The organism is Segatella copri, from assembly GCF_019249655.2.
Classification (GTDB): domain Bacteria; phylum Bacteroidota; class Bacteroidia; order Bacteroidales; family Bacteroidaceae; genus Prevotella.
Genome location: NZ_CP137557.1, coordinates 1285416 through 1311705, shown reverse-complemented (window position 1 = coordinate 1311705; position 26290 = coordinate 1285416). Strand labels below are relative to the sequence as shown.

The following is a 26290-nucleotide window of genomic DNA, read 5'->3' as shown; positions in this document are numbered from 1 at the left end:
GCTACAATCATGTCAAAGAATCCCCTGAAGAAATTCTGCCATTATTCTTGCCATGCATCTTACGCCTACTGGCTTGCAGTTCTCCTGTAAGTTTGTCAACCTGAGCCTGCAAATTGGCAATCTTACGATCTGACTCTGTCTTTTGCTCCTTCTGCTTATTACCCAAGGCAATATTGGCATCCCGTAGCATCTGGACTGTCTGAACTAATTCCTTTATCTGATCTAGATATTGCTTACGTTCCATATCTGGCATATCACCAACACAGCGTCACCACTATATTACAAGTAGTTACACCTATCAGTTTTTGAAAAAAGTTATTTTTGTTCCCCATTGCAGTATCGCTCTGCACTTGTCGTCGCTCGAATGAGGAATATTTAGGATTGTGACAGCATCGGTCCATGGGATGACCGCATGACCAATGTTCAAGCTTCAACATATTAGTAGCTACGCCACCTTTATTGGTTTAAAATATTCAATAACTCAGCAGGAGTATAAACAGGTAAAGAAGAATTCGTAAAATCCTTCTTGTTACGAGTTACAATACAATCTCCCTCAGCTCGCAAAGCTGTGGCATTTTGAGTTGCATCTTCATAATCCTTCCAATCAGAAGAGAGCATTTCAATTACCGTATTGCCTTGCAAGTCCAAAACATCTACAAAATTCGACACCGCCAGAAGAGTTTCTTTTACATCTTGATACTCATACTTGTGTGCTATATACATGGTTGTAACATAAGACAAAGCTGATGTCATCAACTTTATGTCTCCTGTTATTCCAAGGGCAAAGAGTTTATCTGCATCTTCAGAAAAGCCCTCCCGATTTACAACGAAATCTATTAAGATATTCGTATCTATAAAAACTCTCATAATGCATATTTTTTATCAACCAACGCATCTAAGCTATTTTCATCTGCCGGTATCGGCTTGCCACCTTTTGCCTTTAATGTTTTAACATAAGACAAAGCATCATTAAACTCAGCAGTTTCTAATAGCTTTTGCTTAGGTTGTACCTTTTGCAAAAACAAAGAAATCGCCTTTTCTATTGCAGCTGTCACACTAATATTATGTAATTTAGCATAACTTTCTGCACCTTTATATATATTGCTGTCAATTGCTATTGTGTTCATAATTGCATCTCCTTTTTTGTCTGCAAATATAAGGGTTTTCTGTGAAACCACCAAATTTTTGGAGGAGTTTTTTCAACTCTGCCCAATTACTTGTAGAGGTCTATGTTAATATCGAATGGTGAAGCGAAATCTTTCAGCATTGCATGCTTCGGAATAAGCAGCTAACGCCCTATAACATTTTTCGACTCCCCTGTCCCCCTCTTGCGAAGAGGTGGTCCTTACCCTATACCCAAGCCCTAAATCCCTACCATAGGGATTAGGGATGTAACCGCCCTCCGGTGCTCGGAACCGCTACGCTATAGGGTTGGCGGACCAATCAAAGGTCTCGCCAAATTGTGCGGGATGGGACCGCATGGGGACGGCATGCTGATTGGGAACGCTAGGCTAATGTTCGGGTTTCAACATAAACATATTAACAGTATTGTTGAATTCTGATACGTAATCTACAAAATGCGGATTCATGTCACCAAACATTTACAAACTTTGGCTCTTCTCCTGTGCGAGCCAAATAATCCTGACGGAGCATCTGCTCTAACTCAGCCATACGCTTTCTTTTTCTTTCCTTTGATGCCATGAATCTTTTCATCGCAGCATCACGCTTCTCCCAAAATTCTTTATTCAATGTTTCCATAAAACCTCCTATTTTTTAATATTCAGTGCAAATATAAGGGTTTTCTTTGAAACCACCAAACTTTTGGAGGAGTTTTTGCTTCAAGTCCTCGCCATATCTTATTTACCTCGCCATCTTATCAATCTTTCTCGCTTGCTTGAGGAATGAGGGGAACTTGAAGTAGGTCCAAGAATCCTGTTCCTTCAATTCAACCATACCTTTATGTAGATGGGTTATTAACGAGGAACAACTTTTTTTCTTGCCGAATTGTTCTATGATAACATTGAACAGCTCGGTGAAGGTGTTGTCGGGATTAAATGTGTCTGTGACATAATTATACATCTCATCTTGAGCAAAATGAGATGAAAACACCAAAGAGGCAGAAAGGAGCTTGAAGACGGCTTTTGCAAGTTCTCCTTTTTCCAAATGTTCCTCTACGATTTTCCTTGCCTCTGCCAGGGCTTCGGAAATCTTGGCTATATCGAGTTTACCGTCTGCCTTTACAAACGCATCCTCCATCTTCGTATCAGGAGAGATGACGGATGGGAGGTCAACTACCGGCACCTTATGGAGCAGGACATAACGCTGGAGCAGCTGTCGCCACACCAACATACGTGCTCCCTGCCACATTTCTACGGCTGCAGCCGTGAGCTGAGTGAAAAGTGAAGAATGAAGGGTGAAGAATTCATGGGTTCTTCTTCCCAATTCTTCCATGTCATCTGTATAGTCGATGTCTGTTTCTATCGAAAATCCACCAACACCATTGGCATTTTCAAACTTATACTCGCTTTGTGTGAGCAAGTAGAGCAAGCGTGAATATTTCTTCTTCTCCAGATCGGCATAGAATTTTTCCCGTTCGTCCTTACTTTGCGAAGCATAATAATCATAGAAGCCTCCCCATGAGCAGATTGCCTTCATCTTGCCTTCAGTGGTCTTCAGGAGGGCAAAATGGGCATAATACTCATAGTCCTCGTCGAAAACAGGAGCATACTTGTCGGCCTCATACTCCTTGCCTCTGAAAAACTCCCGAAGGTTACATCTGAGGATAAACTCCAGGATGCCATCATGACGTAACACTGCATAGTCCTGTTCCTGCGGGATGGTCACTCCAGAAGTTGGGGTTAGAAATGGGCGGAGGATGATGTCTGGTATCAGTTCCTTCAATCCATGCTCTAAAGTTCCGCCGTCTGCCTTGAAGTAATTGGCGAGGATAAGGAAGTTGCTGCGCATAGAATCATCGATGTTGCTCAGGATTTCCTGCTGATGAGCCGTTATCTTCTCTGCCACCTTATTACTATATGCTATATCAGAGGAATGGCGATTGCGATATACCGTCAGCTTATTCAGATAGTTCTTGAAATGATTGCGCAGTGTAGCAGAAGCATTTTTCTCAGGCTCTTTGGCCTGCAAATAGCCTATCATCTGGTCGATGGCACGCCATGCTCCAACATCCTCGGATGGTGCCTCATGTTCTATCTGCATGTCGTATTGGCGAACATTGGAGATATTCAGACAGAGATTGTTACCAAAGCGCACGAAAAGATGACGGTCTTTCTTGCCCTTATGCTTCACCTGCTTGACTACACCTACCGAACCTTTCAAGGGACCGCTGAGAATACGGATGGTGTCGTTCTCCTTGATGAGGTCGCCGTACCGTTTGTCTACGATGCTCAATCCCTCAATGCCTTCGGCTATCTTGTCACTGAAATACATGAAACGTTCCATATCATCATCGGGAATCCTCGCCTCTTTCACGATTTCATCCAATGTTCGGGATTGACTGTCGGAACAAAGAATGTGCGCCTTAGTAAAAAAGGTTCGCTCTACGACATCATTACTTCTCGCTCCATAATCAACGCCCTTATACATGAAGTAGCCGTACTGGGAAAGGAGTCTTTCCAAACGCCTTTCACTCTCCACTCTGATAAAGAATAGTCCTTGCAAGACGGGTGTGAAGCGTACTTTTTCCTCACCCTTTTCGTTCGTGTAAGTCCTTCTTCCCATGGGAAAGTAGTAGTCAACAATTGTATCGTTAAATTTTTCACGCAGCAAATCCATTGATTTCTGCTCTGTGAAAACATCTGTCTTGACTATAAACCACATTGTTTTGAGTTGAGAGTTGATAGTTGAGAATTTACAGATAGAAGTTGCCAAATGTTAAAAGCATTTGGTGGCAGGATATACCTCAGCTTCCCCTGAAAAGATGCCTCTTTCCGAGTTATTGGGGTTGTGATATGTATCACAGCATTGAAAAATCAATAGACTAACTTCCACTAATCTTCAATACTATTATGTCTTTCAGCCTTCTGCATACATGATGCAGGCAGGCCCTTGTTCAGCAAGTTATATATCATACGCTTTGCTTATATGAAAGCCATATTAATCGTTCTTAATTCTCTACGTTCTTCTGAATCTCTACATAAGAGATACAGATTCACACTGCAAAAATACGAAAATTGTTGGAAACTAGCAAATTATGCGTGTTAAAAATTTGATATCATTCTACAATATTCAACGTTTTTTCAGTATTTTTATCAGACTAAATATGATAAGTCATTGATAGATAGAAAGTTTTCTAGATTTCTGTATCTCTTATGTAAAGATACAGAAAAATTGGTTCATTTTGGTTCATTTTGATTCATTCTACAAAATCCTTCTTTTTTATCACTTTTGAGGTTTATAGGGCAGCCAGTATTTTAGCGTTGGCATCATCCACTTCTGAGCTTTTGACGGAATTGAGATAGATCTGTGTAGTGGTTTCGGAATGATGTCCCAATGCCTCACTGATGACGGAGATTGGTATATTCTTGCCTCTTGCCGTCGTTGCCCAGGAATGGCGGGCAACATAGAGGGTGAGCTTGCCATTGATACCTATCTTGGCTCCTACCTTTCTGAGGTGATAGGAGATACGGGCTTCCGCATTGTGATACAGGCGCACCTCTTCCTTCTTTTTGTCAATAGTTTTATCCTGATTTTTGTTTCCATCATCAACCAGGAAAGGAAAGAGATAAGGTGAAGAGGCTGTCTGCGCCTGGTACTTTTCCAACAGGTTCTTCATATCCTTCTCCCATCGGATGGTGAGACGCTGGCCTGTCTTGCTTCTTGTGTAATGGAGAAAACCATCTCTGAGGTCGGATTTACGGAGGTGAGCCAGGTCGATGAAAGAGATACCACGCAGATAGAAGCTCATCATGAATGTATCTCTTGCCATCTCTTCCTTAGAAGAGAGATCCTTGACCGATTGCAGACTCTTGATTTGGCTGACGGATTCTGTAGGAATAGCCCGTTTACGGGTTGGAGCGATACCGGTATAGACTTCCTTGAAGGGATGCTGCTGTGGAGTAAGCCCTTTTACCACTGCCTTGTTATAGGTGGCACGGAGTATTCGGAGATAGAAGGAACTGGTGTTGCGGCATACCTTTGCCGTATGGTGCAGGTACGCTTCATACGAGCGCATCACTTCTGCATCTATCTCATTCAGGGCGATGTCCTTGTTGTCAAGGTATCTCTTAATACTGTTGAGCGTTGCCTTGTAATGCTGCATGGTGCGGTATTGACCGTTCTTCATCAACAGGGCGATGAGGAGGTTCATGAACTGGAATAGTGTCATTGATGTTTTCTTGTTTCTTGCCATTGTGTTTGCTTATTAATGATGTTTATATTATTGATTAACTATGATAGGAGCATTTCTGCCTCTTTTGTCTTAGCAACAGAAGCCCCCTATATATAAATAATATATAATAAATCATATTGACAAGGATTTTTAAAATAACAAAGGAACATACAATGATAGATACAAGACTGAAAGTTTACGTAACAAGATGATAAGGGTGATGATGTTGGTAGCATTCCATGGTTTGCCATTCTCTATTGCTGGCTCATCGGAGGTTGATATTGTCTGGTGAAGTTTGCCATTCCTTATTTATAAGAATGTATCATTAGTGTCCAATAAAAATTGGACACGTTAATTAATTAATCAAATAGTCCCTTAAAAAGGGGATAATCGAGTTCTTTGACATCGTTGAAAATAGTCTTATCAAATAGATCTCTTAGACGGGTTTTGTCCGTCAATGAAATGCTTAGAATCTGCAAAACTTCATATGTCGAGCGTTTCAATTGCATATCATGGTGCACAATAGCCACGAGACAATAAGTGATAATGGAAACACTAATCTGTATGCGTACAGCATTCTTCGTTGTGCCCCAGAATCTCTTTATCTTAAGATGCTGCTTTAGCCATTTGAAAAATAGTTCAACCAACCATCTTTTTTTATATAGATTCGCGACATCCAACGCAGAAAGATGCTTTGCATTCGTCAGAAAAGTAAACTCACGATCATCTTCTTCATCGTAGTATCGAATGAATCTGAATGATTCAGGATACTTCTTTTCGGAAAGATATCCTGTTAGTTTTACTTCTGCATCAGTTAGTACATTCTTTGGCATTCTTCGCTTCCATTTTACCATTTTGTACTTCAAGTTCGTTTTGGCTCTGACTACATAGTAGGAACCTGTAAGATGAATCTTATAAAGTTCCTTGAAAGTATCATAAGCCCTATCGAAAATGTAGTAACTATTTGGTTCATACGTAATTGAAGACATTGCTGTAGAATCATGCTTTGATGCTGTGGTCACAGTATAGAAAGCTGGAACTTGTGCTTCTACGTCATATAAGACATGTGCTTTGACTCCTCCTTTCTTACTTCTGAACTTTGCCCATGGAAAAGTTGCAAGACACAACGGAATAGTTGTCGAATCAAAAGCATACTTCTTTCCTGGTATATTCAAAATGTTGGTTTCTCGCTTTTTGCAAGCTTCCTTCATCATATAGAATGCAAAGTCTTCGAAAATCCTGTAATCACGAGTCTGATTGGCATAAGCAAGAGTTGCTTTTACGATAGTATTACGTCCAAGCCGCAGATGATATTGCTTAGCTCGATGAGCTTCCAACGCAACTATCAAGTCACGTAAACTCTCACGATTGCTCAGTTGCCCAAACATCATTGCAAGAAGCTGGTTCCAGCAAGTGAAGTGTTTCACGTATCGGTTGCCATCATACTTGCGTACGTAGTTGTTGAACTGAGTTCTATTCAGAAATGCAGTAAGTTGAGCGAAAACATATTTGTCTTGAAACATAGTAGCCAATTCTTTTTGGCTGCAAAGTTACAAAATCAAGTCCGTTTCATTGCAAAATACTGCATAAAAGACTATAATTCAACTGTTTCAAAGATCGAATTGCCCTTTTTTATTGGACAGTAGTGAGAATGTATATTATACCGACAGGGGAAAACATCCATGTGAAAAGTAGAACGATTCACAAATGGGGAAAGAATAGCAGAAGATCTGGACATCATCACTTACGATGATGAAAACTACAAGTAGTTGATGATGATTAATACCAGAAAAGAGATTTTTGTTGGAAATAGAGGGTGAGTCATAAGACCGTAGATGGACAGGTCATTAGTATAAGACAGAGCACAGAGGCAGAGAGTAAACTCTCCGCCATCTATGATTTGCTCTATATTAACCCCAAAGCGCTCGGGAAAAGAAAATCCATGCTACACCCAAATCAGACTTCAAAAAATCCGGATATTGGAAATCAAGGAGTTACATGACGGGTGACTGCAATGTGGGTTAAAAGCGGTTGCAACTGGGAATGTCAAAGATATGGCTAAAGAATCCAAAGTTTACTTTTGGGACAACAAAAAGAAAGCCATGTCCTTTGACAAAAAAAGATTTGATACCCGAATGAAAGAAAACTTCCATTATCGAAATGGAGGTCATCTCTCTAGAAAAGTATTGCGATTGCTATCCAAAGACTTTAGAACAATAAATCATTTGGCATAATTAGATTACCGCCCTTTGTTAGCAGTAACATTCTAACAAAGGGCGTTTTCCTTACGTAATGAAAAAAATAACTTGGTACATTTTTTATTTGTTACAACATCAAATCCTTGATGGTTGTACCATTCATGAATCTGCTTAAATCCACCCTTTCTCCAATACCATGCAAATGTCCGGTTTCGGAATATTGCCAGATATTACACTTTCCTCTGCCGTCGATAGAGGGTTGTCGGGAGTTATAATTGGCGATGAAGAGATAATAACGATTGAACTTCGCCCCCATCTCCTTATTATAGAAGCTCTCGTTGCTATAGATGATAGGATACTTGCCATAGTGTTTCTTCACCAAGTCAGCAAACACCTGTATGCTATCCTGCAGCTGTCGTCCCTTCCATCTTCCCTGGATGCCTTTCTCCTCCACATCCAATACAGGAATCAAGTCCTGCTCGCCCTTCTTCACCATCTTTTGGAAATCCAGGAACTGAGCAGTTACTGAAGAGCCGGCAGACATCAGATGATAAGATCCCACCTTCAACCCATATTTACGAGCCAGTCTGATATTTCGGCGATAATGTCGATCCATATATCCTTTACCATGTGTAGCTCTGATATAAACGAACTTGATTCGCTTATTCTTCGCTATTTCCTCCCACTTGATAACTCCATTGTGTTTCGATACATCAATGCCGTCATACCCGCCACGAGTATAAGGTTGCCCTTTCAATCTATCAACGAACACATCAGAATAAGATGAAGCGATGCCCAACCACCGCTTCACCTTATATGGTGACACCACATACATAATCCCCAGGCCAACACCAGCCAAAACGACCAGGCTGCCTAAGGAAATCAAAGTATATTTCAATCCTTTCTTCATTACGTTTTATCTTTTAGTTGTTTTCAGGGGACAAAGATAATGATTTTATTCGAAACGGCATAGAAAGTTGGGGGATAAATGTATGAAATGGGGGTCTGGAAGTACGAAACTCAAATTCTTTAGGATTATTCATAAGAAAAGAGAAAAAAACTTTGGTACTTTCAAATATTAATCGTAATTTTGCAACATATTAGAGTAACCAAAATTAAGGAGGATTACAATATGACTAAAATAATGTCAAACTCAAAAGAACGATTAAACGATAAAGCCCAACGCTTTTTCGAGGATAGCTGTACCGTTCAAGAACCAACAGTTGCCTATCGTCACGATTATGCATCAGAGGCTCATAACGAATCCGAAGAATATCCTTTTATGACACCATGCAATAATGACGAGTTGGTGAATCATGTCTTAGCTCGTGAAGAAGAATATGCAAGAACAGGCAACGCTGTTGACTTTCTAGAAATGATGGCCAATTTCAAAAACGAATTCGAATGGTAAAGATACGAGTATTACCACCAATGCCTATTCTGAAAGACTTTCATCGAAATTATCGTAGCGCACTGCTAATGGACAACTTCAAGCTCATTTATCGCTACGACAAAGAACGTGATGAAATCGTCATTGTTGACATTTGGTACACCAAACGTTCTCAACAAGCATTATTGAGACAATTCAAAAGGAAACTATAAAAACTTAGCGAGCAGAAGGATTACTCCCTTTTGCTCGCTATATTTTTATCTTCTACCATTTCACCACCACCATAATCCTTATCGTCGATGGGCAAAATATAGTTTCGTATATTACTTTACATTATTGTTCCCTGATAAAGACTTTTCTGAACGTTTTTAAAAGAAAGCATCCAATACTTCCTCAAATACATCATTAGGACTCACTTTATTGAAGAGACACATAGAAGTTTTGAGCTTCAGCACGTCAATTCCGCTTCCCATGATATATTTGATGTCCTTATCCTTGTGAAGCAAGAGCGCCTTGCAGCATTCACGGAGTCTATCACCCAGAATTTCATGTTCAACAAAGGCTCTGGCTTCACCCTCGCCATCCAAGCCATAGTATTTTGAATTGTAACTATGTCCGAGTCCCTTCTGTTGCGGGAAGATATACCATATCCAATGGCTTTGCTTTCGGTCTGTCTTCAGTTCTCTCAAAGCCTGGGCATAAGCAAACTTCTGAGCATCCAGGAAACGTAAGAGATCATAGTGTGGCTGCTGAACCTTAGGGCATCCGATAAGAATATCCTGACGAGTTCTCTATGACTTCACCATAGCTTTTACTAAATTGGCAAACAATTTAAAATAATTCATTCTTGTTCAAACGTTTTATTAAATTCTACAACAGTTTCGTTTATAAATGAAATAGGTAGCAATAAGCTTCTTCATTGCCTACAACATCAAATCCTTGATGGTTGTACCATTCATGAAATTGAAAAGCAGAACTGAAATCTTGGTACCGTTTGCAGCGATACAAGCGGTACCGATTGCAGTGATAGCATGGTACCGATTACAACGCTATGCGTGGTACCGATACAGTGCTATCGTCATTGTACCTTTAATCTATGTTCCACGTTAGGCTGGGGTCACCTTCAAATGCTTCGCCAATCGTTTGGTCATCATAGCCATTGTATTCTCCGTACTTGCTATATCGGCCATCATCGTCATAATACCCACAACTGTAATATTCATAATAACTAGGTTCTTTTTGGGGTATATAGTCGCTTAGTATATCTTTGAGCTGCCCTGCATCTACTACATGTTCGTCATCATTCGAATCTTCATAAGTATATTTAATTTCAGGTTTCTCATCAAGTGTACATTCTTGGATGAACTCACCATTTGAATTTATAATACCCCATTTGGCATTACGAATTTTTCGCTGCCAACCTTCTAATTCTCCACCTAAGCTAACAATGGCTTGGTCCCTAATAAAGGAGGATATGGAAGTATATTTGACAGGAAGTATTTCTTTGCCATTTTTATCTAATAACCCATAAAGCGTGTTGTCCTTATTTGCAACTTTTATCAATCCATTTTCTAGTAATATAATGGAATCATAAATCCCATGAGGAACTAGTATACCTTCATTAGAAACAACTCCTCGGTTACCATCATATTCCCCCTTAGAGTTGGAATTCCAATCATCATCGGATGAAATATATTTCCCATTTTCCGTATAAACCATTCTACCGTATACATCTATTTCCCAAGCATGTTTGATAGTGAGATTATCGAAAAACTTAACGCTTTTATCTTCTAAATTGGCAATTCCACGTATATGACCTTTAGTTACACGCGCATATTGGGTGTTGAATAATTTAATATAATCATAGTCATTGGACAATATACTATTACCATTTATATCTATAACTCCTATACCCTTTAGTTTTATTTTATTATTTTCGAACTCTATGGTTCTACATGTTATAGCGTATTTTCCAATAAATTTTCCTACGCAAGGCAATGATACGTCATTAAGAATCTTACCTTCATAATTACATATTGCTGACCTATTTTTAACCGTATAATTCAGATCATATTGTTTAGCAAATTTATCCTCAGTCACCGTATATGGCTTGTCTGTACCTTGCCAATCATTTGAAAAAATTAAATTCCATAAAACCCGAAGCCTATCCTTTCCCACAAAATCTATACTAGTAAATATTGTCGGTAAGATGCATTTACCATCTGATGCGAATAGTCCATAGCAATCTTTTTCTTTAACAAAAATAGTATTGTTTGATAAGAAAGATATATAATCATATTTTGCTTCCAACACTGTGGTACCATCTTCTTTAATTACTCCGAGAAAATCTCTATACCCTTTAAATTCTCTAACAATGCTTAACCCATTTAAGAAATTTGTTCCCCAATGATACTTCTTCGGCAAAATTATTTTACTATTGTTCTTATTGATTACTATGACATTATTCTGCCGGTCAATTATATGTGGCTTGTCGTCTCCCTTTATGTAGATGTTAGAAAAACCGTTATTGAACTTCAATTTATTTGCATATCTAGGAGGAATAATAATATTTCCATATATGTCTGCCATACCGTTTCCATAACGTCCCGTTATAAAGATTGTTGTATCATCTTTAATATCAATATTGTAATAGTACTTTTCAAAAACTTCATTACCAACAGAATTTACCAAATTATATGTTTTAAGTACATTGTCATAATCAATAAATTCCAATTTCTCAACCTTAAAATACCCGTTCCTAAGGTATACGATGTCATTGCATTCCCAGTTATCATAAATTATTTTACCCGCAAAATTTGCAATTCCAATATGAGATCCGTAATCGCCACGACTAAATGTTATTTTAAAATATGTGTCTTCTATTATTTCAATTTCTTTGAAATCGGTATTTATTTTGGAATTATCAAAAACTTCATGTCCTAGATAATCTATCAAGCGCTTCATCGAACAATAATTATTTGATTCTCCATCTACTATAATAAAACGGTTATCTAACTTTTCGCATAATGAATACCCTGATATCAACTGGTGTAATGTGGGAGATAAAAGGGAATATCCTTCGCCATCTTTATAGACACAAATGTATCCATTATCCCAAAAACTTATATCTTTATATTCGATTGGCAAAACTATTTCTCCCATGTTATCTATAAGACCATATTTCATATTAGGTATGTGCCAAAAATCATCGAACGAATATATGCAACCTTCGTCAGAATTACCAATGATCGCATAAGAATATTGAAATTTGTCTATGTACGTATATTGTGGTTCTACTAAAATGGAATTATCGATGTGAATTAATCCCCATTTTTCATTTTTCATGACTCGAAGCATTGATAGTCCACTAGAATATGCAAGCATATATTCTTTAGGAACTCTAACTTTCCTTCCTTTATCTATAAGCAGAATCTGTTGACCTACAAAATTATATTTTGCAGAATATTGTACAGTTTTGCAGGCATTATATGATTTTTCAAATACGTTACATTCAAGTTTATCGTCGTTGACTACAATATCATCAAAAATGATAGGAATAACCAATTCCTGGCGATTATCAAATGCTCCTTTTTTGTATTGACTATAACCAACGGAGCTAGTTACTATCCATAATATATTACCTTCATGAGATATGGGTTCTATTTCGTGATATTTATGTGGAATTAAAATGGTACCATGAGAATCAATTACTCCATAATTATGAGAATGCTGTGTACTTGACCCATTCTGCTTTGTTGATGCCAATGAAACAACAAACTTTTCTTCAATACAGGACGCGACATTAGCATATAATGGTTCTATGATAATATTTAACAGGAAGTCCATAATGCCCCACTGATTATTCTCTTGAAACTTTAAATAATTGGGACTTATTGCTTCTATTCCGTCATATTTACAAGGTATAACCTCTTTACAGTTTGAATCAATAATACCATACTTATCATTTTTTATGACGGAAGCATAGCCATAAACAAAGTTTAGTGCAAAATCGTATTGTTTCGGAATCTCAATATAATGATCATTAAAAAAAGACACAATCTCAAATTTACGATTGATATGTCCTATTATTCCATCCTTTACGATTTCGGCAATACCATCATCTGAAAAACTTCCACACGTTTGTGCAATATGAGAAGGTACTAATAATATGGAGCCGTTGACATCATGTGTTATAAGATTACCTTTTTCGTCAATAATTTGTTTTGATGCATACGGATTATTTCTGTTCAAAGAAACAGAGAAACGATTAATGTCTTTGTCAAATGTAATTAAAGAATACCATGGATAGATTAAATAGTTTCCGTCAATTCCCAATACGCCATACTTGAGATCAGGGTATGTCTCATGTTTACCCATACTTAATATGCCGACAATAAGCCACTTATCGTTATTTTCTGTGAAACGTATTTTTTTTATATTGGATTTAGTTAATTCTCCATTTTTTATAGTGACAATACCATATGAAATATCTTTTATATAGGATTCGTCCTTACTAAGAAGCATAGCATGATAATATTTATCTATATTATAGTTGTTTACAGGGTATTTTTCATCCACTGTAAATGCAAACACTTCGCCAACGACGTATAGCAGAAAGCCATATTTAAATGGTATTTTAATATTATCGAAATTGTCTATTACACCAAATACTAAATGATTGTTATCTTCTTGGTTAGGAATAGCTGCAACAAACAAATCTTTACAAGCGAAATTAATATAATCATACTTAGGAGATATGATTATATTTCCTTCAATATCTGCTATTCCCACTTTGTTATTTTCATCTATTATTTTCTCATAACCTTTTGCCAGGTATTCATGTCTATATTTAAGATAGTCTAAACGAATTGACTTTCTAGAAACACAAATTGGTACTTGAGACCATCCGTTTGTAAACTGTGGGAGAACAAATAAATTTCCCTCACAAGTGCATTCAATGGACAATCCATTTACTTTAAATAAAACCGATTCTTTATTCTGTCTGATATTGTCAATGCAATAAGGTATAGTTTCTAGTTCACAAAATTCTTTATCGTAGAATAAAGTACTATTCTTTGTTGCACCAATGTTTGCCTTAATGGCAAAAAACACAGAAGAAATATCATATACATCGTCACACTCTATAGTCTTTTTTATCTGACCATCTAAAGGATTAAAGAAGCTATACTGTTGATTATCAGTCTTTTATACCAACAAGCCACATTTTAGCCTATTAAGATTATCGTACTTTACTGGTAGTACAAGATTGTTTTTTTCATTTAACAGCCCATAAAATTTGCCATCGGTTAAACTACTAATAATTTTATAGCCATCAGTGTAGATATTTTCTAGACAATAACAAATTCGGCCTTCGGTATCTATCATTACAGTTTTTTCAGTACCCTCAAAAGTTGCATACCCATTGATATAACTATCAAAATGGGTATAACTACAGTCTAGTATAGTGTTAAAATTGGAATCAATAACCCCATATAGGCCATTTTTAATAACAACGCAAAGATTACCATCGAAATCCATACCCCAATCATATTCTTCAGGGAGATAAACTTCATTTTCATTATGCATTACACATATCTGCCCAGACATGTTAATGCTTCGTTCTTCTTGTTTTTCTACTCCATTTATATGTATGGTATATGATGCTTTTGCATATCCACAATCGAAATCACTTAACTTTTTATATATTGGTTTAATGATTTCTTTTCCACCTACCATTATAGCACCAAATAGATTATTTTTCTTTACAATAGCCACTCCCTGCTTGTATTCGGAAATAACTTCGATTTTATCTTCATTGAACGTGCCTTTTTCAAAGGCATCCCAATCAAAATCATTAAGTGGCTGAACATTTTTTAAATCTGCCATAATATATTATTTACCAATGTTATACTCTTTGTTCAAACATATCTATAGAATATTCCATAGAAAAAATCTCTCCAGAACGCATCTTTGTCATATATATATATCCAACGTCCTCCAAATTTTATATATTCTTAAAATCCGCAACACTATTAGCAACTACCCATGCCCATAGGGGTTAGCAACTTCCTATTTTATTGTACGTGGAGCAAATAATGAAATTCAGATGGTATCTTTGAGTAGAATAGAGCCTCATTATCTTTAGATAACGTTATTTTCTTTAGAACGGGGGTCCTTTTTAAATTGAAATCTTCGAATCCATGGAGAGAATTACACTTTCCTGTAACTACTACTTCTTCTAGCATTGGACATGAGTGGAAGAAATTTGAAATACAGTTAACACTACCCTTAAATTCTATTATCTTAAGAAAAAACTTGTGGCCGCAAAACCCGAAAGCATTACTATCAATTTTATCTACATGTCCCTTAAAGCATAGATACTCAAGCGATGAATCACTAAAAGCATCATACAAATAATCGATATCACCTGGAAATATCAAAGATTTAACATTGATAGAATTATTTAGAATGCTACCAGAAATTTTATGCAATGATGAGGGCAGCTGAATCTTGTAAAGATTATGACATCCTCCAAAAATACTACCACCCTGAAGAATTTCTACACCTTCCTTCAAGATAATTTCCTCAACAGTTTCGTTGTACCAGAATAAAGCCTCATGAATTTCTCTAATCGAACCTGCAATAACGACTTTTTTAACACCACTCCCAGAAAAAGCACTTTTGGCTATTTCAGTTGTACCCTCTGGGACTTCATAGAATGGTCCATATGGCACAGAAACTAACTTAGTACCTTCAAATATAGCTTTTGGAGGTATAACATTTCCTTGCTTATCCTTAAAATTAGCCACATCGTGTTTTGAAAATATTTTCTGATATTTTTCAATAACAGAATTGGGTATAATAATTTCTTCTAACTTATCACATGTAGAACTAAAACTACACTCTACTGATTCTAGCCCAGAATTTATAACAACACTAGTTAAACTGTCCTTACATGTGAGTATAGCTCTGAAATATACACGCTTTGTACCTGATGCAATTCGAACAGATGTAGCTTTAGGAGGGAACATCAGCAAACATTTTTCGTTGTTAATCATAGAATATACGACACCTGACTTATCAACAAAGCAATCATCTCTTTTACATAATATAGAATAGAGAGTCGTTGTGTCATCTTCTGTTATTCCTTGATGATAATAGTCATATCGACATATTTTATCAGGCATGAAAGCATCAACCAGATCAGTTTGGGATTTAGAGCCTAATTTATAACCATTTTCTAATAAAAACAGAACATAATCCGCATACTTAAAATAACTGTCTGATTTATAAAAATTAAAGTATTCATGTCCTTCTTGGAAACAACTTTCAATAAAGTTGGTTTCTGTATTAAAGGTCAGATGACTCCATTTTGAGCTTTTTTCTGCCATAAAAAACATACATATCCCATAGTTTTGCCAATCTTCCTGTGTCAATGGAGGAAAATCTTCCCAATTACGATTATACTTTAGAGCCATCGTCCTAAGCTGATCAATCTTACACTTATAAAGATCGCGGTAATGGACTCTTAATATAGCCGCATTATCAAAACTTGCATACAATTCACCTAAACAGGGTAATTGTTCTCTGTATAAAGGTCTATCATTGTGCAAATTATAGAAATAATAATATACAAACCTGTCTGACAAAGGCATTGAAGGAATTGCTCCTTGTGCAATATAATGTATTGAACAAGAACCATTATTAATCACAAGTTGACGTACAGCACAATTAAGTTCATCTAGTTTAATTAACAACGAATTCAGGGCATGAATAATATATGGTTCTTTACAACCTAGTTCGACTAGTTTTTCAAGAACCATTAATAATGCATTGTTTCGGCTTGTACTATTTGCATCAATATTATATCTTTCCCAATGCTCTATTTCCCGTAAAAGAAATTGCATCGGTTTAGTTTTTTCTGCTGGCAACACTCCGTAATTTTCGTACACAAAACATATGTATTCGTAGTTAACGTCGCGCCTCCATCTATAGTATTCAGGATTGTCACTCATACGAACTATCCTTTCTGAGTGTACGAGAAGCACTTCCTCCATTTCATGAGCTGGCATTGGCCCAAATTTAGTATTAGGCAGTGGAAATAAGGATGATGATACATAGATGTACATCAGCCTTTTAACATCAGGTTGATCTGAATGTTTTTTAAATAAGTTACGACAAGCATAATATTGTGACGGATTCTCCTTAACAGCAGGAATGCGTTTCTCTTCTTTTAAAACTTGCTCAATTTTTTCTAATTTGTCTTTGAAATATGCACTTCCCCCATTTTCTATATTACATAATTTCTTTAATTCTTGCAATTCATCTCGGTCACCATACCGTTTTAAGTAATAGTTGATTTTAGCATACGCTGCACTATCTTGAGATTGGCTTGGCATGCCATTATATTGACGAACAATTTCAAGCAACTCCTTTGCCTTCTGTTCAAAATCATCATTACCAGGACCTCTCCGAGTTCCTTTGCCAATGGATAGATGACTATCTATCACATTAAGCTTAAATTCATCAATTAAATTGATAAATTCTGGTTCGTTTGCATACCTTTTAAAGCTAGCATAAATTTTAGCATAGGCTTTTCTGTCAACATTAGCTGATGGTACACCATCGTACTTAATTAACAAAGCCTTAATCTCAGCTGCTAGTTTTGGAATATCTGCTATTCTGGCCATATTTTTTAAGTAATCTTTAATTCCGCAACACTATTATAAATTAAACTTTTTAAGTACCTGAGCAACAAAAAAGTTGCCCAGGGGTTTGTCATATCGAAGAATTCACTTATCTTAGTGTTGCAAAAACAAACAAGAGAATCCTACGATAGACATGGCAAAAATACAAATTAAATCTGGGAAACCCACTCCTTTTGGAGGGATATTTTCGAACCATGGAGAAATTTAACTCCACATTGTTATAAAAGGTATTTATTTTATTAACTCTATAAACGCGCTTGGAATATACGCTGTCACAACTGTCACCAAGTCATCTACTACAACCCCAACTCTCTGCTGTCCTTGCCAGCGTGCAACTCTTCCTATCACTCCTTTGAACGCTCCTTCAGTAACCTTAACCAATTGTCCTTTCTCGAACTTTGACACTTCGACAAATGACACGATGGTATTGTCCGCATCGGCAGCACAGATGATTTTGAGACTTTCCATCTGATAGTTGGGAACAATCAATGGAATTTTCTCTATTCTGCGCCCAACGTGGACGTGACGATAATAAAAGCGGAGAAATGGGAGGTTTACGTTGTCGTAAACGAAAGATTTGAGTTGCTCTTCTGTACCATAGGCGAAGAAGATATTTGGTAAACGTGACTCGGTAACCACTTTGCGCTTACCTTTTATAAGTTTTACAGTATCTGTAGTAGGATAGAAAGCAGTGATGCCTTTGACTGTCATGTAGTCGTATGCCTTTTTCTCTCTACCATATGTGGTACGTAAGGCATACCAATGAGGGATATCTTCCTCTTTTTGTGCTTTAGGCTTACTTGCTATATGGGCATTTCTGGTGGACACCCCTGTTTGTGAACTCTCAGCGGAAACAGTGCATTGAGCTTCGGGGAGGGCGTTGGAGGTAAGTCCAGCGCAAGGAGGAAGTTCACCACCTCCTGAGGTGTGTACATCTTCTGATGCCCATTCATCGACTTTCATATCGGTGCTAACTTTTTTCTAGACAGAAATCCGTTAAATTGCGACAGAAAAAAAGCGTGGAATCGTCCTGTTGTCTATTCCACGAACTGAGGCTCTTCCAACTGCCTATCAAAGTTGAACAGACAACGTCAGAGCCCACGCCGATATGAAAATCATTACCGTAAAGAGACCTATATAATACATTAGACTGCGCCAAAATGGTACAATCTATGCTTACAGGTCTCCACGGGATTGATATAATCACACCCGGGACATCTACCGTTGGCTACGTTCAAGACTTTGATACTGATAGTTTTGGAAGATTTCAGTTCGCCTTAAACACAGCGTCAATAAACGCCTTCTATGTCTGGATTGTCTTCCCACCCAAAGCCCGCTTTCGTATAGATATGTCATGGCTGACTTCACTACACTAAGCACGGCGTAGGCTGCCGACTCGGTTGTCATAAAAGAACTCGCCTTACAGTGACAACTGCAATCTGGCTATACAATCCAATTGCAAAAGTACGGAATTTTATTGAGAAAAGGCAAGAAATGGTAGAAAATATCAACGCCCCAATGAAAATTTAAGGCTATTTAACCTAAATTTCTCAACACATAACTACTCACTTGTATGTTTGCATCTGGTCAACTGAAAGAAGGTGAGAAGTATGACGTTGATTTCAACCATCAGTTTATAGAGACTGAACTGTATGATGCAAAGCCTACATACAAGAAGTTCTCTAGTTATCGCCCTGGGGTGAAGGAAAGGAACGTATCTTCGATGATAACTTATGGGTATGATACTGCATATTGTCTCAAGTCGCATTGTGGGGTAAGGGGATGTCGTAGGCAGAAGGGATGTTTCAGCCTCAATTTATCTGATAATTCAGTAATGAGAGGACGTGTACACGCAAGAAGAAGGATGTTGAAGGGTTCCTAACCAAAGATCTTGACCGTACGATATATGAAGAATGGCATGACTGCCAGCCCACGCACTTGTGCCCTAAAGCCTTTCAGCTTAGAGTTGAAAGATTCTGTAGAAGCATTGGTAGATCTATTTTGAAATAATTGAGCACATTGTCTTTCCTCTCCATAATCGTGTCTCTTACCGAAATGAGTTCACGTATATGGCTTCTGCCAACATTCTTTCCCCATCTTTTCAAAACTAGTCCTGCTCTCTTTAGAAGTTACGACAGAAATCTATCAAATATAGCCAATTTTCTATCTTCCTTTTCCGTTTAGTTCTTCACCACCGTTCCCTTTCCGGCATTCAACGTAAAATTACCAAGGGATGTCTTGACTTTATAAATGCCATTCTTCGATGATACCAGCTTCGCCGACATTCCCATAAAGCTGACGCCGCCGTCCTTCTTCTCTATGGTGTACTTTCCGAAAGGAGTAGCTACGGTGATGTGGTGCTTGGTGTTTTCAACTACACCATACACTATGCCGGATGGTGCCTGCTTCACCTGCTCGGCTACGCTCTTTACGGCATTTGCCACATCGGTGTTGTTACTCTTTGCAAAACTGGTTGTGGTGGCAGCTACTACCAGCATCAACGAAATCATAATCTTCTTCATACCTTATTATATATTAAAGGGTTATACTTCATTTTCCTCGTTCTACGATTCTTTCTTTTCCATCGCTTCCCGATTACGAGTGCAAAAGTAAAAAGATCATTTCAATCAGCCAAATATCCAAACTTGTCTTGTATGAAATGCCATTCTGAATGTACCAAATGACAAAACGGATGCTAGACCTTACGCTTGGTTTCCTTGTTTCTATTCTCCTTTCACAACCTAATCTTCATCTCAGCTAATCAACTTATTAAGTGTGAAAGGAGAATACCCAACCTCCCGTCAATATTTATACTCAAAATTCATATACTTACAAGTTTGGAATCTAGCGACAAAAACGAGGGATTTGAAAGGCTGGAAATCCCCGTTTTCTGCTCTCTATTAAGAATAAGACCTATAGTTGTACGACTATAAAGTTACAGTTGTACGACTATACATGCTATGGTTGTACAACTGTAGAGTTATGGTTGTACAACTATAGGGGTTATAGTCGTACAACTATAGATTTTCCTCAACGTCACCATCTTGTCAAGAAATTATAAACACTTGATTATCAATAAGTTTCTATCTCTCTTCATATTTACGATATTCTCAAAGAAATAATAAGCGTCTGGAAATACGAGAATCTCAGGCAAGCTAATGTAAAGAAGATTCATTCTCAATAACGCCACATCACTACATCTTCGGGTAATTCTTGCAAATTATCTACTTCATTTTCCACCCATCAATGGTTCCCGTCTTCGATGAGAAGTTGCAGCCTATCTGATAAATCTTTCTGCCATCTGCTGCATATTCCCTAGCATAGCCCATTTCCTCTATCTGCTTCAGGGCTTCCTCTGCCAAACCATCACGCTTGAACTCGAAGATGTAGATATAGTTCTGGGTCTCAACCACGCAATCTACCCTACCTTCGCTTTGCTGCTTTTCGATGAAGACCGTGAAACAGCTGATCATTCTCAATACGAGATAGAAGGTATATTGGAAATAGCGCTCTTTCTCTCGCTCGTCATCCTTACGGCGTTGACCATAAGGGATGCTGGCAAAGAAAGAAGTGAGCAGTTTCTCCAACTGTTTACAATCGCCCACGTCCATAGCACTCACCACTTGTAAAACAAAAGCATCAGTCGACTCTTTTGGCTGTAAATAGCTAGTAGCCACCAAAGTAAGGAAACCATTTTTTACCTCATCATTCGGAAAATCCAATAGATAGGAATCCATATTCATGTTCCAATCCTTTATCGTAAGATAGCCACTCTGATAAATCATAGGCAATGGCGCTTCTACATCTGCCCGATAATCCACGAAACTACTTGTTGGATAATACTTGCCAGTCAACTCATTCAAATTCTCCTTAAAATGGGAAAGCAAGCGAACCAAATAAGTTGGTGTACCAGTACGAAACCAAAAGTCGCTTAGTCTCCTCTTGCTCAAGGAATTCAAGATACTAAACGGATTATAGATATCGAGCATGTTAGAGCTAAAATGATAACCGTCGAACTTACGTTTCAACTTATACTTCATCTCATCCTCTGAAACCCTATATCTCTCTGCCATTGCCTTGATTTGCTCCCTAAAGGTCGTATATAATTCTTCCTTGGTGATTCCACAAAGAGCCTCATAGTGCTCATCCAAGCTAATGTCATCAGGTTGGTTAAAACCGCTGAACACACTCACCTGAGAGAACTTGGTAACGCCAGTCAACAAAACAAACTGCAAATCGGCATCGGCTTCCTTAAAAACGGAATAAAAACCTTTGAGAAGATTGCGATTATACTCTTCCAAAGTCATTTTATTCGGAGTTTCTCTTACAGGAATATCCATATCCATTACGTCCAACAACGGCTTATCGTATTCATCAATTAGCACGACAGCCCTCATTCCTGTCTTCTGATGAGCTTTCCCCAACACTGCCTTAAAGCGGCTGCCTAAAGTCTCGGCCAACTCCTCACGTCCATAGATACGTTCTGCCATGGCAACAAACTCCTCCAACACTTTGTCTAACGCATAAGGCTCTACAAAGTTTTGACCACCAAAAGAGAGATGGAACACAGGATATTGCTTCCAATCTTTCTCCAGTTTATCGATGGCAAGGCCCTTGAACAACTCCTTTTTTCCCTCGAAATAGTATTTCAAGGTAGATACGAGCAACGACTTTCCGAATCGTCTAGGACGACACAGAAAGTATATATTGCCATTTTGCACCAAATCATAAACGAGGCCAGTTTTATCAAGATAAACATATCCACCCTCTATGATTTTTTCGAAGTCTTGTATTCCTATAGGATATTTCATATTGCTGCCTTTTTAAAATCTTTCGGCAAAGTTACAAAAAATAATGATACAAGCAAAGGAATATCCCGAAAAAAAAATAAGTGATGCAGGAATTCCCGTCTTCGACGAGGAGTCTCTACCAATAAAGGAAGGAGGAATGAGTATATCTCAAGGGGAAGTTTACTCGTATTTACGATGAAACACCAGAAGACAAACGGCTCCAGCCAATGCCATCGGCACACCGATGAGCGCAGGATAATTATATCCCAATCCCATCGCCACAGGGATTCCGCCCAAGAAGGCACCCAGGGCATTGCCCAGATTGAACGCTGCCTGGATGCAGCAACCGCCCAGCATCTCGCCTCCCTCGCTGTGCTTCACGATGAGAAACTGCTCTGGCGAACCGATACCGAAAAGGCAGGCACAACTGATGAACATCATCGCTGCCGATACCCAGCCATTGTACGAGAAGAAGAAGGTGGCAAGCAAGGCTGCAGCAGCCAGAAACTGAAGGCAACAGGTAAAGCGACCCGGCTTGAACCTATCTGCCAGCAAGGCACTCAGCTGGTTTCCTACCACCATTCCCAAACCGGCAAGTATCATCAGTACAGAGATTGATGCCGCATGGAATCCGCCATCTATCTGCAAAAGCGGTGAGATATAACTGAACCAGCAGAGAATACCGCCATTGCCCAGGAAGGTGGCGGCGATGATAAGCCACGGAGCCAGATTGCGCATGAATCTGAACTGCGCCTTCATGCCCTTGTTAGGCAAAGCCTCTACATCAGGAACCCACTTGTAAATCATATAAAGCGTAATGACTCCCAACGCCACCGACATCAGGAAAGGTACTCGCCAGGAGAAGGCATGACTCAGAAAGGTGCCCAGCGGAACACCCATCAGGTTGGCAAAAGGCATACCGGCACACATCATCGCCACCGCCTTGGTTCCCTTGCCCTCCTTTGCCATCTTCACAGCCACGATGGTACCCGTGCCGAAGTAGGCACCATGAGGAAGTCCCTGAACAAATCGGGCACAGAGCAAAAGCCAGTAGCTTGGGGCAATCGTTGCAATGACGGCACCCAGTGTAACCAGCGAAGTGAGAAACAGGAGAATCTTCTTGGGGCGGTACTTATGCATCAAGATAAGAGAAAAGGCACCGGCGCAAACGCCCAGCGCATAGATGGAGATGAGATGACCAGCCTGAGGGATGGACACGTTCATATCGTGCGCCACATCGGTGAGGATTCCCTCGATAATAAACTCTGCCATACCCAGAGTAAAGGTACCCAGGGCGAGAGCAAACAATCCTTTTTTCATATGTGCTATCCTAATTCTTTTTATCTTATATATTTGTTTTCGGGGTGCAAAATTACAAAAATATCTCCACAATGAAAGGATAAGAGGGCAAAAACTTTGCTCTTTCAAGAATTATTCGTAATTTTGCACTCAAAAACGAAAGAAGAGGGGTGATGGCGGATGCCGGAATCCCTCTTTCAACATAACTAATAAAAAGAAGAAAGCCAATGATAAATATTGCCCAATACTTCCCGATTACCGACCCTACGTTGATCTTCTTCGTAGTGCTCCTCATCATCCTCTTTGCCCCCATCATCATGGGTAAACTCAGAATTCCCCACATCATCGGAATGGTGCTGGCGGGTATCCTCGTGGGCAAATACGGACTGAACATCCTGGAACGAGATGCCTCGTTCGAACTCTTCGGAAAGGTGGGACTTTATTACATCATGTTTCTCGCAGCCCTAGAGATGGACATGGAAGGCATGAAGAAAAACAAGTTGCGGCTCATCATCTATGGTCTGCTCACCTGCTTCATCCCCTTCTTCCTCACCTTCGGCATGAGCATCTGGCTGCTGCATTATTCCCTCAAGGCTTCCTTCCTGCTGAGTTGCATCATGGCTTCCAACACCCTGATAGCCTACCCTATCGTTTCCCGATTCGGATTGCAGCAGAAGCCGAGCGTCACGCTGAGTGTGGGTTCCAGTATGCTTTCGCTGCTGATAGCGCTCATCATGCTGGCGGGTCTCGTCGCCTCGTTCTCCAAGCACGACGGCGTTCTCTTCTGGCTTTTCTTCGCCGCCAAGTTTGCAGCTTACTGCGGAGTCATGATTTTCCTGATTCCTAGATTAACGAGATGGTTCCTGCGCCGGTACAGCGATTCCGTGATGCAGTTTATCTTCGTGATGGCGATGCTCTTCATGAGTGCGGCTCTCTCGCAGATGGTGGGCATCGAGGGCGTGTTCGGTGCCTTCTTCGCAGGTCTTATATTAAACAGGTATATCCCGCACGTTTCTCCGCTGATGAACCGACTGGAGTTTACGGGCAATGCACTCTTCATCCCTTACTTTCTGATAGGTGTGGGCATGCTCATCAACGTGGGACTGCTCTTCCAGGGCGGTCATATTCTGTGGGTCATCTTCTGCATCGTGTTCTTCGGAACCTTGGGAAAAGCCATTGCAGCCTATGCCGCCTGCTTCGGATTCCGGTTGCCGCTGTCATCGGGTCACATGATGTTCGGTTTGACTTCTGCCCATGCTGCCGGCAGTATCGCCATGGTGATGGTGGGTATGAACATCCTGGTGGGACCTAACACCTATCTGGTGAACGATGACATGCTGAATGGAGTGGTAATGATGATTCTCTGCACCTGCGTCATCTCTTCGATGCTCACCGACTGGAGTTCCAGAAAGATTATCCTCCGCGACAAGGAGCTTCCAGATGCCGAGGATACCAAGAAGGTTAGCGATGAGAAGATTCTCATACCTGTGAAGTATCCAGAATATGCCGATAATCTGATGAGCCTCGCCTTCCTGGTGAGAAACCAGAAACTGAACAGAGGACTGGTCTGCCTGAACGTGGTATATGATGATAAGGACATGCGATACAAGCAGGAACAGGGTCGCCAGCTGCTGGACCATTGCAGTCAGCTTGCCGCAGCCACGGATGTGATGACACAGACACAAGTTCGCATTGCTGCCAACATTGCCAACGGCATCAAGCATGCCTTCAACGAGTTCCAGTGTTCAGAAATCATCATCGGCATGCACATGCACCCGGAGGTTTCGCCTAAGTTCTGGGGAGAGTTCCACCAGAGTCTCTTCAACGGACTGAGCCGTCAGATTATCATGGCGCGCATCAAGCAGCCGCTCAATACCATCCGCCGAATACAGGTGGCGATACCATCGAGAGCCGAGTTTGAACCGGGCTTCTACCGATGGGTAGAGCGACTCGCCCGACTTGCCGGTAACCTGGATTGCCGCATCCAATTCCATGGCAGGGAGGAGACGATGGCACTCATCAACGAGTACATCACCAACCGCCATCATGAAGTGAGAGCCGACTACACCCTGATGCACCATTGGAACGAGATGCCGCAGCTTGCCTCACACATAAGCAAGGACCATCTCTTTGTGGTGGTAACAGCCCGAAAGGGAACCGTTTCCCACAAGTCGGCATTGGAGCGATTGCCGGAAGAGCTTACACGTTTCTTCTCGGGCACCAACCTGATGATAATCTTCCCTGACCAGCACGGAGATTCATCGGGCAATGTACTGACATTTGCCGAGCCTCAGCACCAGGAGGAAATCAGTGCCTACGTGGCATTCAACCAATGGTTCAAAAAGAAATTCAGAAAATAAAGAGAAAACAAAGGATACTAAAAAAAAGGTCGCCAGCATTTTGGCGACCTTTTTTAGTATAACAATCAAAACAATACTGCGTTAAATTAATATTTAATCGTCTGTAAATCAATAACTTATATTAAGAAATGCTTATGAAAACTTAACTATAGAAAGTTGGTCAAGTCGCTGATTTTCAGTAACTTTGCAAATCAC

General features: G+C 39.5%; 19 protein-coding genes. 3 read left to right on the top strand and 16 right to left on the bottom strand.

Translation table 11 applies throughout. From position 1 onward, the window contains the following. Positions 1-7 precede the first annotated feature (7 nt). The 8 genes from KUA49_RS04865 to KUA49_RS04830 all read right to left on the bottom strand — a co-directional run bounded on the left by KUA49_RS04865 (position 8) and on the right by KUA49_RS04830 (position 8458). Complete coding sequence (locus tag KUA49_RS04865; protein WP_218413585.1) at positions 8-244, bottom strand: hypothetical protein; 237 nt, start codon at positions 242-244, stop codon at positions 8-10. A 212-nt stretch (positions 245-456) separates the two neighbouring features. Next, positions 457-867, bottom strand: a complete 411-nt coding sequence (locus tag KUA49_RS04860; RefSeq protein ID WP_118201387.1) for a type II toxin-antitoxin system VapC family toxin — start codon at positions 865-867, stop codon at positions 457-459. Then, the gene (locus KUA49_RS04855; RefSeq protein ID WP_119229824.1) at positions 864-1127 is read right to left on the bottom strand and encodes a hypothetical protein; all 264 of its coding nucleotides are present in this window, start codon (positions 1125-1127) and stop codon (positions 864-866) included. Before KUA49_RS04855 ends, KUA49_RS04860 begins: the two co-directional genes overlap by 4 nt. Before the next feature lie 463 nt (positions 1128-1590). Beyond that, the gene (locus KUA49_RS04850; RefSeq protein ID WP_217764881.1) at positions 1591-1758 is read right to left on the bottom strand and encodes an ABC transporter ATP-binding protein; all 168 of its coding nucleotides are present in this window, start codon (positions 1756-1758) and stop codon (positions 1591-1593) included. Positions 1759-1860: 102 nt separating this feature from the next. Beyond that, on the bottom strand, positions 1861-3840 hold the full coding sequence (locus KUA49_RS04845; RefSeq protein ID WP_318331675.1) for a hypothetical protein: 1980 nt from the start codon (positions 3838-3840) through the stop codon (positions 1861-1863). A gap of 574 nt (positions 3841-4414) precedes the next feature. Further along, positions 4415-5371: a tyrosine-type recombinase/integrase gene (locus tag KUA49_RS04840; protein ID WP_218413587.1), complete on the bottom strand. Its 957-nt coding sequence runs from the start codon at positions 5369-5371 to the stop codon at positions 4415-4417. A gap of 338 nt (positions 5372-5709) precedes the next feature. Continuing rightward, on the bottom strand, positions 5710-6873 hold the full coding sequence (locus tag KUA49_RS04835; protein ID WP_218413642.1) for an IS4 family transposase: 1164 nt from the start codon (positions 6871-6873) through the stop codon (positions 5710-5712). An 802-nt stretch (positions 6874-7675) separates the two neighbouring features. After that, positions 7676-8458 (bottom strand): glycoside hydrolase family 25 protein, encoded by a 783-nt coding sequence (locus KUA49_RS04830; RefSeq protein WP_218413393.1) that lies wholly within the window; start codon positions 8456-8458, stop codon positions 7676-7678. Between the two features lie 222 nt (positions 8459-8680). On the opposite strand from KUA49_RS04830, the gene KUA49_RS04825 reads away from it, so the two are divergent. Next, positions 8681-8959, top strand: a complete 279-nt coding sequence (locus tag KUA49_RS04825; RefSeq protein WP_218413392.1) for a hypothetical protein — start codon at positions 8681-8683, stop codon at positions 8957-8959. Positions 8960-9306: 347 nt separating this feature from the next. Here the strand turns inward: KUA49_RS04825 and KUA49_RS04820 are convergent, their stop codons facing one another. The 5 genes from KUA49_RS04820 to KUA49_RS04800 all read right to left on the bottom strand — a co-directional run bounded on the left by KUA49_RS04820 (position 9307) and on the right by KUA49_RS04800 (position 18609). Next, positions 9307-9708 carry a DUF1810 domain-containing protein gene (locus KUA49_RS04820; RefSeq protein ID WP_218413394.1) on the bottom strand — a complete coding sequence of 134 codons (402 nt, stop codon included), beginning with the start codon at positions 9706-9708 and terminating at the stop codon, positions 9307-9309. Between the two features lie 319 nt (positions 9709-10027). After that, positions 10028-14050: a WG repeat-containing protein gene (locus tag KUA49_RS04815; RefSeq protein WP_218413391.1), complete on the bottom strand. Its 4023-nt coding sequence runs from the start codon at positions 14048-14050 to the stop codon at positions 10028-10030. Positions 14051-14143: 93 nt separating this feature from the next. Further along, positions 14144-14824, bottom strand: coding sequence for a WG repeat-containing protein (locus KUA49_RS04810; protein WP_218413390.1), 681 nt, complete (start codon positions 14822-14824; stop codon positions 14144-14146). 188 nt (positions 14825-15012) lie between these two features. Further along, positions 15013-17628, bottom strand: coding sequence for a leucine-rich repeat domain-containing protein (locus KUA49_RS04805; protein WP_218413389.1), 2616 nt, complete (start codon positions 17626-17628; stop codon positions 15013-15015). A 249-nt stretch (positions 17629-17877) separates the two neighbouring features. Beyond that, complete coding sequence (locus tag KUA49_RS04800; protein ID WP_218413388.1) at positions 17878-18609, bottom strand: UpxY family transcription antiterminator; 732 nt, start codon at positions 18607-18609, stop codon at positions 17878-17880. Between the two features lie 610 nt (positions 18610-19219). Between KUA49_RS04800 and KUA49_RS17625 the strand changes: the two genes are divergently transcribed. Then, positions 19220-19528: a hypothetical protein gene (locus KUA49_RS17625; RefSeq protein ID WP_412178615.1), complete on the top strand. Its 309-nt coding sequence runs from the start codon at positions 19220-19222 to the stop codon at positions 19526-19528. A gap of 298 nt (positions 19529-19826) precedes the next feature. Here the strand turns inward: KUA49_RS17625 and KUA49_RS04790 are convergent, their stop codons facing one another. The 3 genes from KUA49_RS04790 to KUA49_RS04780 all read right to left on the bottom strand — a co-directional run bounded on the left by KUA49_RS04790 (position 19827) and on the right by KUA49_RS04780 (position 23756). Continuing rightward, positions 19827-20168 (bottom strand): hypothetical protein, encoded by a 342-nt coding sequence (locus tag KUA49_RS04790; RefSeq protein ID WP_218413387.1) that lies wholly within the window; start codon positions 20166-20168, stop codon positions 19827-19829. Positions 20169-20870: 702 nt separating this feature from the next. Next, complete coding sequence (locus KUA49_RS04785; protein ID WP_218413386.1) at positions 20871-22457, bottom strand: ATP-binding protein; 1587 nt, start codon at positions 22455-22457, stop codon at positions 20871-20873. 159 nt (positions 22458-22616) lie between these two features. Continuing rightward, entirely contained in the window at positions 22617-23756 is a 1140-nt protein-coding gene (locus tag KUA49_RS04780) for an MFS transporter (protein ID WP_218413385.1), read from the bottom strand. 206 nt (positions 23757-23962) lie between these two features. Here KUA49_RS04780 and KUA49_RS04775 point away from each other — a divergent pair, with 206 nt between their 5' ends. Further along, on the top strand, positions 23963-26095 hold the full coding sequence (locus KUA49_RS04775; RefSeq protein ID WP_218413384.1) for a cation:proton antiporter: 2133 nt from the start codon (positions 23963-23965) through the stop codon (positions 26093-26095). Positions 26096-26290 lie beyond the last annotated feature (195 nt).

Bases quoted from the DNA above. Each gene is read 5' to 3' on its own strand.
- KUA49_RS04785 (WP_218413386.1), bottom strand. From the start codon at position 22,457: ATGAAATATCCTATAGGAATACAAGACTTCGAAAAAATCATAGAGGGT.
- KUA49_RS04810 (WP_218413390.1), bottom strand. From the start codon at position 14,824: ATGGCAGATTTAAAAAATGTTCAGCCACTTAATGATTTTGATTGGGAT.
- KUA49_RS04825 (WP_218413392.1), top strand. From the start codon at position 8,681: ATGACTAAAATAATGTCAAACTCAAAAGAACGATTAAACGATAAAGCC.
- KUA49_RS04840 (WP_218413587.1), bottom strand. From the start codon at position 5,371: ATGGCAAGAAACAAGAAAACATCAATGACACTATTCCAGTTCATGAAC.
- KUA49_RS04835 (WP_218413642.1), bottom strand. From the start codon at position 6,873: ATGTTTCAAGACAAATATGTTTTCGCTCAACTTACTGCATTTCTGAAT.
- KUA49_RS04780 (WP_218413385.1), bottom strand. From the start codon at position 23,756: ATGAAAAAAGGATTGTTTGCTCTCGCCCTGGGTACCTTTACTCTGGGT.
- KUA49_RS04830 (WP_218413393.1), bottom strand. From the start codon at position 8,458: ATGAAGAAAGGATTGAAATATACTTTGATTTCCTTAGGCAGCCTGGTC.
- KUA49_RS04850 (WP_217764881.1), bottom strand. From the start codon at position 1,758: ATGGAAACATTGAATAAAGAATTTTGGGAGAAGCGTGATGCTGCGATG.
- KUA49_RS17625 (WP_412178615.1), top strand. From the start codon at position 19,220: ATGTTTGCATCTGGTCAACTGAAAGAAGGTGAGAAGTATGACGTTGAT.
- KUA49_RS04790 (WP_218413387.1), bottom strand. From the start codon at position 20,168: ATGAAGAAGATTATGATTTCGTTGATGCTGGTAGTAGCTGCCACCACA.
- KUA49_RS04855 (WP_119229824.1), bottom strand. From the start codon at position 1,127: ATGAACACAATAGCAATTGACAGCAATATATATAAAGGTGCAGAAAGT.
- KUA49_RS04775 (WP_218413384.1), top strand. From the start codon at position 23,963: ATGATAAATATTGCCCAATACTTCCCGATTACCGACCCTACGTTGATC.
- KUA49_RS04800 (WP_218413388.1), bottom strand. From the start codon at position 18,609: ATGAAAGTCGATGAATGGGCATCAGAAGATGTACACACCTCAGGAGGT.
- KUA49_RS04845 (WP_318331675.1), bottom strand. From the start codon at position 3,840: ATGTGGTTTATAGTCAAGACAGATGTTTTCACAGAGCAGAAATCAATG.
- KUA49_RS04860 (WP_118201387.1), bottom strand. From the start codon at position 867: ATGAGAGTTTTTATAGATACGAATATCTTAATAGATTTCGTTGTAAAT.
- KUA49_RS04805 (WP_218413389.1), bottom strand. From the start codon at position 17,628: ATGGCCAGAATAGCAGATATTCCAAAACTAGCAGCTGAGATTAAGGCT.
- KUA49_RS04865 (WP_218413585.1), bottom strand. From the start codon at position 244: ATGGAACGTAAGCAATATCTAGATCAGATAAAGGAATTAGTTCAGACA.